The organism is Aerosakkonema sp. BLCC-F183 (assembly GCF_041929145.1).
Taxonomy (GTDB): domain Bacteria; phylum Cyanobacteriota; class Cyanobacteriia; order Cyanobacteriales; family Aerosakkonemataceae; genus Aerosakkonema.
Genome location: NZ_JBHFNU010000128.1, coordinates 1 through 7,780, shown reverse-complemented (window position 1 = coordinate 7,780; position 7,780 = coordinate 1). Strand labels below are relative to the sequence as shown.

The 7,780-nt window shown below is 43.0% G+C and carries 8 protein-coding genes; 7 read left to right on the top strand and 1 reads right to left on the bottom strand.

What is annotated here, in order from left to right; all coding sequences use genetic code 11:
- Positions 1 to 271: 271 nt before the first annotated feature.
- The 6 genes from ACE1CD_RS37685 to ACE1CD_RS37660 all read left to right on the top strand — a co-directional run bounded on the left by ACE1CD_RS37685 (position 272) and on the right by ACE1CD_RS37660 (position 5,405).
- A complete protein-coding gene (locus tag ACE1CD_RS37685) occupies positions 272 to 898 on the top strand; it encodes a hypothetical protein (protein ID WP_374828006.1) in 627 nt (208 codons plus the stop codon).
- A 196-nt stretch (positions 899 to 1,094) separates the two neighbouring features.
- Positions 1,095 to 2,882 carry an aspartate--tRNA ligase gene (gene aspS / locus ACE1CD_RS37680; protein WP_374792554.1) on the top strand — a complete coding sequence of 596 codons (1,788 nt, stop codon included), beginning with the start codon at positions 1,095 to 1,097 and terminating at the stop codon, positions 2,880 to 2,882.
- Positions 2,883 to 2,953: 71 nt separating this feature from the next.
- On the top strand, positions 2,954 to 3,658 hold the full coding sequence (locus ACE1CD_RS37675) for a Uma2 family endonuclease (RefSeq protein WP_374828005.1): 705 nt from the start codon (positions 2,954 to 2,956) through the stop codon (positions 3,656 to 3,658).
- A 2-nt stretch (positions 3,659 to 3,660) separates the two neighbouring features.
- A complete protein-coding gene (locus tag ACE1CD_RS37670; protein WP_374828003.1) occupies positions 3,661 to 4,449 on the top strand; it encodes a Uma2 family endonuclease in 789 nt (262 codons plus the stop codon).
- A gap of 440 nt (positions 4,450 to 4,889) precedes the next feature.
- On the top strand, positions 4,890 to 5,087 hold the full coding sequence (locus tag ACE1CD_RS37665) for a type II toxin-antitoxin system HicB family antitoxin (protein WP_374792561.1): 198 nt from the start codon (positions 4,890 to 4,892) through the stop codon (positions 5,085 to 5,087).
- A 42-nt stretch (positions 5,088 to 5,129) separates the two neighbouring features.
- Positions 5,130 to 5,405 (top strand): hypothetical protein, encoded by a 276-nt coding sequence (locus ACE1CD_RS37660; RefSeq protein WP_374792563.1) that lies wholly within the window; start codon positions 5,130 to 5,132, stop codon positions 5,403 to 5,405.
- 126 nt (positions 5,406 to 5,531) lie between these two features.
- Here ACE1CD_RS37660 and ACE1CD_RS37655 read toward each other — a convergent pair whose 3' ends face one another.
- A complete protein-coding gene (locus ACE1CD_RS37655) occupies positions 5,532 to 5,918 on the bottom strand; it encodes a hypothetical protein (RefSeq protein WP_374828001.1) in 387 nt (128 codons plus the stop codon).
- A 217-nt stretch (positions 5,919 to 6,135) separates the two neighbouring features.
- Here ACE1CD_RS37655 and ACE1CD_RS37650 point away from each other — a divergent pair, with 217 nt between their 5' ends.
- Complete coding sequence (locus ACE1CD_RS37650) at positions 6,136 to 7,536, top strand: NB-ARC domain-containing protein (RefSeq protein WP_374827999.1); 1,401 nt, start codon at positions 6,136 to 6,138, stop codon at positions 7,534 to 7,536.
- Positions 7,537 to 7,780 lie beyond the last annotated feature (244 nt).

Sequence of the window (7,780 nt, the reverse complement as noted above, 5' to 3'; positions counted from 1 at the left end):
TGGAATCTCTAGATTTATTTAGTGAACAAACTGCTAAATTAATGTCTTTAAGTCCTCATAAATTACCTTATTATCAACGAGGTCATCGCGCCAAAATGCTTATCCAGTCTACCTTTGAGCTATAGTTGTCGCCCCGTCAGGCTGTTGCACTGATAACTAACAACTGACAACTGACAACTGACAACTGACAACTCACAACTCACAACTCACAACTAACAACTGACAACTGACAACTGACAACTCACAACTCACAACAAATTAGGAGAAAAAAATGACCGAACCCACTGTGAATACAGAATCGGCAATTGTAGAAGTTAAATCCGAGACAACTGAGATTGTACAAGTCAATCCCGAAACAACAGACCTGGTAAAAAAGGAAATGCCCAACGCTACTGAAGAGGTAATTAACGAAACGGCAGCCTTATTTGAAGCCATTAAAAAGCGGGTGCAATTAGAAATCCAGGCGGCTGGTGAACTTACTCAGGAAGCTTACATGAATGCTGTGCGTCAAACACAGGAATCGCTTGCAGAAAATCAGGCGATCGCCAAGGAGAGAATTGACGAAGCAGTTCGCCTAGTTCAGCAAGAAGCTGAGAGAAATTGGCTGCTAATTGATGCGATTAAAACTCGCGCTCAAGCACAGATTCAATCTGCTGGCGACGTTACCCGCGAAAATTATCTCAAGGCTGTGCGTCAAGCAAGAGAAGCCGTCGAACAAAATCAGTCGATCGAAAAGGAGCGAATTGAGCAAGCAGTTCAGGAAATTCAGAAGCAAGCTGAAAAGAACTGGCAGGTAATTGTTAGCGAAATGGAATCTATTGGTGTGCGTTTGGCAGATGCTGCTAAATCTGCCTGGAACGCTTTGATGGCTTATATCTCAAAGTCCGATAACAATTGACATACTCCCGCCACTATATTCGTTACTCCGAATTAGTGGTGGGAGGATGTCAAGTAAGGGTACTTAATGCTGCATAATGGGGAAGTTTTCTAATTTGTCGGGAGACTTGAGGACTCACCTCGATCCAGGCTCTTAGACTTTTAGACAGCATCTTTCGATCGTCCATACTTTGTGCCAGAATTCTGAATTAACAGCTATGCGAACCCATTATTGCGGCCAAATCCGAAGCTCCCATGTGGGAGAGACTGTCACCCTTTGCGGTTGGGTAGACCGTCGCCGCGATCACGGGGGCGTGATTTTCTTGGATTTGCGCGATCGCACCGGCATTGTCCAAATTGTCAGCGACCCTCAGCGCACCCCAAGCTCCTACGAACAAGCTGACAAACTACGTAATGAATATGTAGTCAAAATCGTCGGTCGAGTAACACCACGCCCACAAGAATCTCTCAATCCCAAATTGCCTACTGGCGAGATTGAAATTTACGCTTTGGAGATTGAATTGCTCAATCAGGTACACAAGCAATTACCTTTCCAAGTTTCCACCACAGAAATGGAGACGGTACGGGAAGAGTTGCGACTGAAATATCGATATTTGGATTTGCGACGCGATCGCATGACCGCAAATCTGCAACTCCGCCACAACGTCGTCAAAGCAATCCGTCGCTTCCTAGAAGACGAGAAAAACTTCATCGAAATTGAAACTCCCATCCTCACTCGCGCCACACCAGAAGGCGCACGGGATTATCTCGTCCCCAGCCGCGTCAATCCCGGTGAATGGTTTGCATTACCACAATCGCCGCAATTATTCAAGCAGTTATTGATGGTTTCTGGATTCGATCGCTACTATCAGATTGCCCGTTGTTTCCGGGATGAAGACTTACGCGCCGACAGACAACCAGAATTCACTCAATTAGATATGGAAATGAGTTTCATGTCTGTTGAAGAAATCCTCAATCTCAATGAAGAATTAGTTTGTCATGTCTTCCAAAAAGTGAAAGGAATTGAGTTACCTCGACCTTTCCCGCGTCTGACTTACGCCGAAGCGATGGAACGTTACGGATGCGATAAACCCGACACGCGCTACGACTTAGAATTGGTGAATGTTTCCGATCTGTTTAAAGATTCTGGATTCAAAGTGTTTTCAGGTGCTGTTGCATCTGGAGGCATAGTTAAAGTATTACCCATTCCCGGCGGCAATGATGCGATTTCCAACGTGCGGATCAAACCGGGTGGCGACTTATTTAAAGAAGCCGCCGAAGCTGGTGCAAAAGGTTTGGCTTATATCCGCGTGCGCGATCATGGCGAAATCGATACAATTGGCGCGATTAAAGATAACCTGACGGAAGCACAAAAGCAGGAATTACTGACTCGTACTGGTGCCAAACCCGGACATCTGTTGTTATTTGCAGCCGATGCGATACCAGTTGTCAATAAAACCCTCGATAGATTGCGCCAAGTAATTGCACAACAATTGGGATTGATTGACCAAAACAAAATTAACTTGCTTTGGGTAACAGATTTCCCCATGTTTGAATGGAATGCCGAAGAAAAGCGTTTAGAAGCGCTGCATCACCCATTCACCGCACCTCATCCCGACGATTTGCACGACCTCAAAACAGCTAGAGCGCAAGCTTACGACTTGGTATTTAACGGTGTAGAACTTGGCGGTGGCAGTCGGCGGATTTATCAGCGCGAAGTTCAGGAACAAGTGTTTGAAACTATCGGTTTGTCTCAAGAAGAAGCGCGGAATAAATTTGGCTTTTTATTAGAGGCATTTGAATATGGTACGCCGCCGCATGGTGGGATTGCCTACGGTTTAGATCGATGGGTGATGCTGTTAGCTGGTGAGGAATCGATTCGGGATGTAATGGCATTTCCGAAGACGCAACAAGCGCGGTGTTTGCTCACAGGTGCGCCATCTGGTGTGGATGAGAAACAGTTGAAGGAATTGCAAGTGCGATCGACTTATAAGCCAAAAGCTTAATTGCAGAAGTTATCATGGTAATTGGTGATGATATTCACCAATTACCAATTTTCTCTTAGCAGGAGGTCAGCATGACCGAAATAGCTAGATCGATAGAAGAACTGCCTACTTCTTTACCAGATCACACTCAGTTACCAGAATCGGATGGTACATTTGTGAAAAATTTTCAGGAGCATCCCCAAAGCATTCTACTAACTAGCTCGATTACACCTGTCTTGCAGCAACGTCACCCCGATGGACAATACACCATCGGTCAAGATTGTGGAATTTATTGGCGCATAACAGAACCGCCAGAAAGAGGAGCAGAAGCACCGGATTGGTTTTACGTGCCAGATGTGCCTCCAATGTTAAACGGAAGATATCGCCGTTCTTATGTTTTATGGCAAGAAATCGTCGCGCCGCTAATTGTGTTGGAATTTGTCTCTGGAGATGGTTCGGAAGAAAGAGACAGAACTCCTTATGAAGGTAAGTTTTGGGTATATGAAAGAGCAATTCGTGTCCCGTTTTATGGCATTTATGAAGGGTCGCGTGGAAGAGTGGAAGTATATCAATTATTTAACGGACGCTATCAGTTAATACCAATTAACGATCGAGGTCATTATCCTATTGAACCGCTGGGAGTAGAAATAGGAATTTGGCAGGGTCAGTATCAGAATGTGGAATTTCCCTGGTTGCGTTGGTGGGATGCACAAGGCAATCTTTTGCTAACAGCAGAGGAACGTGCCGATCGCTTAGCAGCTCAGTTACGATCGTTAGGTGTTGAACCAGAGGTATAGGTATGACTTCTATTATTACCGCATCGCCGAATCTTGGCGTAAGTCTACCGGACCACACGCAGTTACCAGAGTCTGACGGTACATTTGTGAAAAATTTTCAGGAGCATCCCCAGAGTATTTTGCTAACTGATTCGATCGCGCCTGTATTGCAACAGTTGCATCCAGACGGTCAGTATTGTATAGGTCAAGATTGCGGAATTTACTGGCGTTTGACCGACCCACCGGAAAGAGGCGCTGAAGCACCTGATTGGTTTTACGTGCCGAATGTGCCGCCTACTTTAGACGGTCAAGTACGGCGTTCTTACGTTCTTTGGCAAGAGTACATTGCACCTTCGATCGTACTGGAATTTGTCTCAGGTGATGGTTCCGAAGAACGAGATCCAACCCGCATAACGGGAAAATTTTGGATTTACGAGCAGGTGATCCGTCCGCCTTTTTATGGCATTTATGAAGTCAGGCAAGCCAGAGTGGAAGTTTATCAACTTCTGGCAGGTAAATATTATTTAGTAACTGCAAATGAGCGAGGCAGATTTCCCATCCCTCCTTTGGGAGTTGAGTTAGGAATTTGGCAGGGAAGATATCAAAATTTGGAATTACCCTGGCTGCGTTGGTGGGATGCTAATGGTAATTTGTTGTTAGCTGGTAGCGAAAGAGCCGAATTGGAACGGCAGGAGAAAGAATTAGCACAACAACAAGCTGAAGAAGAAAGACAACGCGCTGAACAAGAAAGGCAACGTGCCGATCGATTAGCTGCACAGTTACGAGCTTTGGGAATCGATCCAGAAGCTTAGTGATAATAGAAACTTATCTAATCGTAGGGTGGGTTAGGCACGGGCGATAATTTCCACACTTTCGATCGATCATTTAGTTTCCGTGCCGTAACCCACCATCCCACTCAACTCTAACAGAACGAACATTTTTCACCATAAATTTGCAAGCTCCAATTAGACATCTCCTCCAAAAGAATCTTAAAGGCAGGCAGGATGCCTACCCCACAAGAATTTTTGGAGATGTCTATTAGACCTCTCCTCCAAAAGAATGAAAGAGGCAGGATGCCTACCCCACAAGAATTTTTGGAGATGTCTATTAGACCTCTCCTCCAAAAGAATGAAAGAGGCAGGATGCCTACCCTACAAGAATTTTTGGAGATGTCTATTGTATTAAGTCAGCTTGACGGGAATATGTTAACCTATAATAAAAAAGTTAAAATATAACCAACATTGTCAAAAAAATGTCTCGCACTTTCACCGCAATTGTTTATTGGGAAGAAGATGTATATGTTGCAGAATGTCCTGAAGTAGGGACTGCTAGCCAAGGAGAAACGATTGCAGAAGCGATCGTCAATCTCAAAGAAGCAACAGCACTCTATTTAGAAGAATTCCCTTTGCCTAAAACTTCTGTACGTGGGAGCGAGTTGATACTGATTTAGATCCTGATACTGATATTGAATTAAATAATAATGGAGGTTAGTATGCAATCAATTTTATGTCAAGAATTGATAGAGTTTGACGCTTCATCCCGTGATCGTGCAGACGATATTCAGCAACTATTGCCTGAAGTTGAAGCAGCAACTCAATCTAGAGTAGTAGTTTTAAAAAATGCACACTACTTGACTACTAAAGCATTTGCAATTCTTTACGAATACCTGCGAGAAAAATCGTCTAATGATGTCGTTTTTATACTTGTATCTAGCGATAGGTCACGAATTTTTCCACCGCTGCTAGAGTGTGTAAAGTTGGCAGGGTAGGAAAATTCATAATTTTTTCTGGAAAATGAGAAAGAGGCGATCGATCTTGGTTATGATGTGAAAAACCGAGCGCCTCTCCAAAGTAAAAGACAATCAACCTAAACTAAGGTTCGGATAAAATGAGAGCTATTGCTTTGTTGGGAAACACTCGTTGTATTGAGTATTCCAATACACTCCTTGCCGCCGATCGCATTCATATTGTGTTTTCGGCATACACATTCCTAAGTCGTTACGCCAATTTCCTCCATAAGCAGCACAATTAAGCATTGCATTGTTTCTGCTCTGTTCGGCCTGAATAGCTTGATTCATTTGAGGAGACATTCCATATCTTGTACAGTCAACTCCCCCACGACTAATTAGCATTGCTGCGAAGGAATTGACGGGAGCTTTTTCACATAGGGAACGGTAATAATCTGCCTGTGATTGACCTAAAGCTATTTGTGCTGGGATAACTCCCAATGTGACGGAAGTAAATATTCCGAATCCTGCTAATGCTAAAGATTTTGTCTTCATTTGATTTCAAGTTTTAAGGATTATGTTGAATAATGATTTATATAATTTTTCCACAAGCAACTAAGTTTGTCTGTCGGAAAATGCCGGATTTTGTAGGGAATTAGGCAATTTGCGATCGTCTAGCTATATCGGAACAAATCGGAAATTGTCGGAAATTGTCGGATTACAATACGCATTGTGGGATATAATAACCAAAACCCCGGCATCTATCCGACTTATGGACGTTAAGGAAGTGTTAAAATTCGCTGATGAGATAGTATTTAACAAGACGGGAAAACACTTAGACGATCTGGAACAGGCTATTTTGCGGGGGGTTTGGCAGGGTCACAAATATTCAAAAATAGCAGAAGATTTCCACTGTAGTGAAGGTCACGTCAGGGATGTTGCTTGTGAATTATGGAAGATGGTTTCGGATGTATTAGGAGAAGAACTTAATAAATCAAATTTTCGAGCCACACTAGAGAGGTGGCAATTCTCTAATATATTAAATTTCACAAAAGATTTTGTACAAATTAATAATGTCAATTTCTGTGGAGAGAACTTGCAATCAAAAGACTCCGCGCAAGATCGATCGCACCAAACTAGAAACCCGGTTTCTGCAAGAAACCGCGTTTCTGTAGATGAAGCGCCGGATATCACCGCCTTCTACGGACGCACAGAAGAACTGACTAAACTGGAAAAATGGATAGTCGAAGAACGCTGTCGCTTAGTCGCACTCTTGGGAATAAGCGGAATAGGCAAAACCGCTCTCGCTTTGCAGTTAGTCAAACAAATTCAGGATAAATTTGAGTATGTAATTTGGCGAAGTCTTCGCTTTTATCCATCCCTGCAAGCAATTCAAAAAAACTTAATTCAAGTTCTGTCTAACCAAAATGAAATTGAGTTACCAGTTAGTCTTGACGAACAGCGATCGCATCTCATAGATTATTTACGAAATCACCGCTGTTTGATAATATTCGATGACGTACAAACGATTCTCAGCAGCGGACAATTAGCAGGCAATTATCGTCCAGAATACGAAGATTATGGCACACTATTCAGACTTGTGGGAGAATTTCCGCATCACAGTTGCTTGGTGTTGAACAGTTGGGAACCACCAAGGGAAATTGCCGCCTTAAGAGATGAAAACGCACCCGTGCGATCGTTGCATCTGGAAGGTTTGGGTGTAGCGGCGTGCGAAATATTCAGACAAAAAGGTTTATTTGAGCAGGACAAATGGGAAAGCCTGATTAACACCTATCGAGGTAATCCTTTATGGTTAAAGATAGTCGCTACAATGATTCAAGAATTGTTTATGGGCAGGGTAACAAAATTTTTAGAATACGATACTCTTATTTTGAACGAAGATTTGAAATTTATATTGCATCAGCAATTTAATCGCTTGTCTGAGTTAGAAAAAGAGGTGATTTTTCGCGTCGCCAATGAAATGAAGCCTGTTTCAATTTCCCGATTGCTAGAAGATATACAATTATCGCCATCAGAGTTGTTTAATGCGATACAATCTTTGGGAAGGCGATCGCTCGTGGAAAAACAGGAACAGAACAACGAAACGCTGTTCGCGGTTCAACCGATCGTCAAAGAGTATGTGAAAAACGGATATTATAGCAGAGAGGGATAAAGTGCGATCGCTTCCCTTACAAATTAGAGCAACCGATGAAAGTCAGTTAAGAGCTTCTTAATTCCACTAAACCCTTCATTATAGCCCCTTCTTCCCCTAATCCCTAGAGCGCCAGTCCAGTAGAATAAATTGACAAAAAAAACGAAATATATATTGTGTAGGGGCGAAGCATTTGGGCGACAATTCATAACTCAAATTCAAGATCTTTCTGTCCAAATGCTTCGCCCTGCCAAGGTCTCTATCG

Bases quoted from the DNA above. Each gene is read 5' to 3' on its own strand.
- ACE1CD_RS37685 (WP_374828006.1), top strand. From the start codon at position 272: ATGACCGAACCCACTGTGAATACAGAATCGGCAATTGTAGAAGTTAAA.
- aspS (WP_374792554.1), top strand. From the start codon at position 1,095: ATGCGAACCCATTATTGCGGCCAAATCCGAAGCTCCCATGTGGGAGAG.
- ACE1CD_RS37675 (WP_374828005.1), top strand. From the start codon at position 2,954: ATGACCGAAATAGCTAGATCGATAGAAGAACTGCCTACTTCTTTACCA.
- ACE1CD_RS37670 (WP_374828003.1), top strand. From the start codon at position 3,661: ATGACTTCTATTATTACCGCATCGCCGAATCTTGGCGTAAGTCTACCG.
- ACE1CD_RS37665 (WP_374792561.1), top strand. From the start codon at position 4,890: ATGTCTCGCACTTTCACCGCAATTGTTTATTGGGAAGAAGATGTATAT.
- ACE1CD_RS37660 (WP_374792563.1), top strand. From the start codon at position 5,130: ATGCAATCAATTTTATGTCAAGAATTGATAGAGTTTGACGCTTCATCC.
- ACE1CD_RS37655 (WP_374828001.1), bottom strand. From the start codon at position 5,918: ATGAAGACAAAATCTTTAGCATTAGCAGGATTCGGAATATTTACTTCC.
- ACE1CD_RS37650 (WP_374827999.1), top strand. From the start codon at position 6,136: ATGGACGTTAAGGAAGTGTTAAAATTCGCTGATGAGATAGTATTTAAC.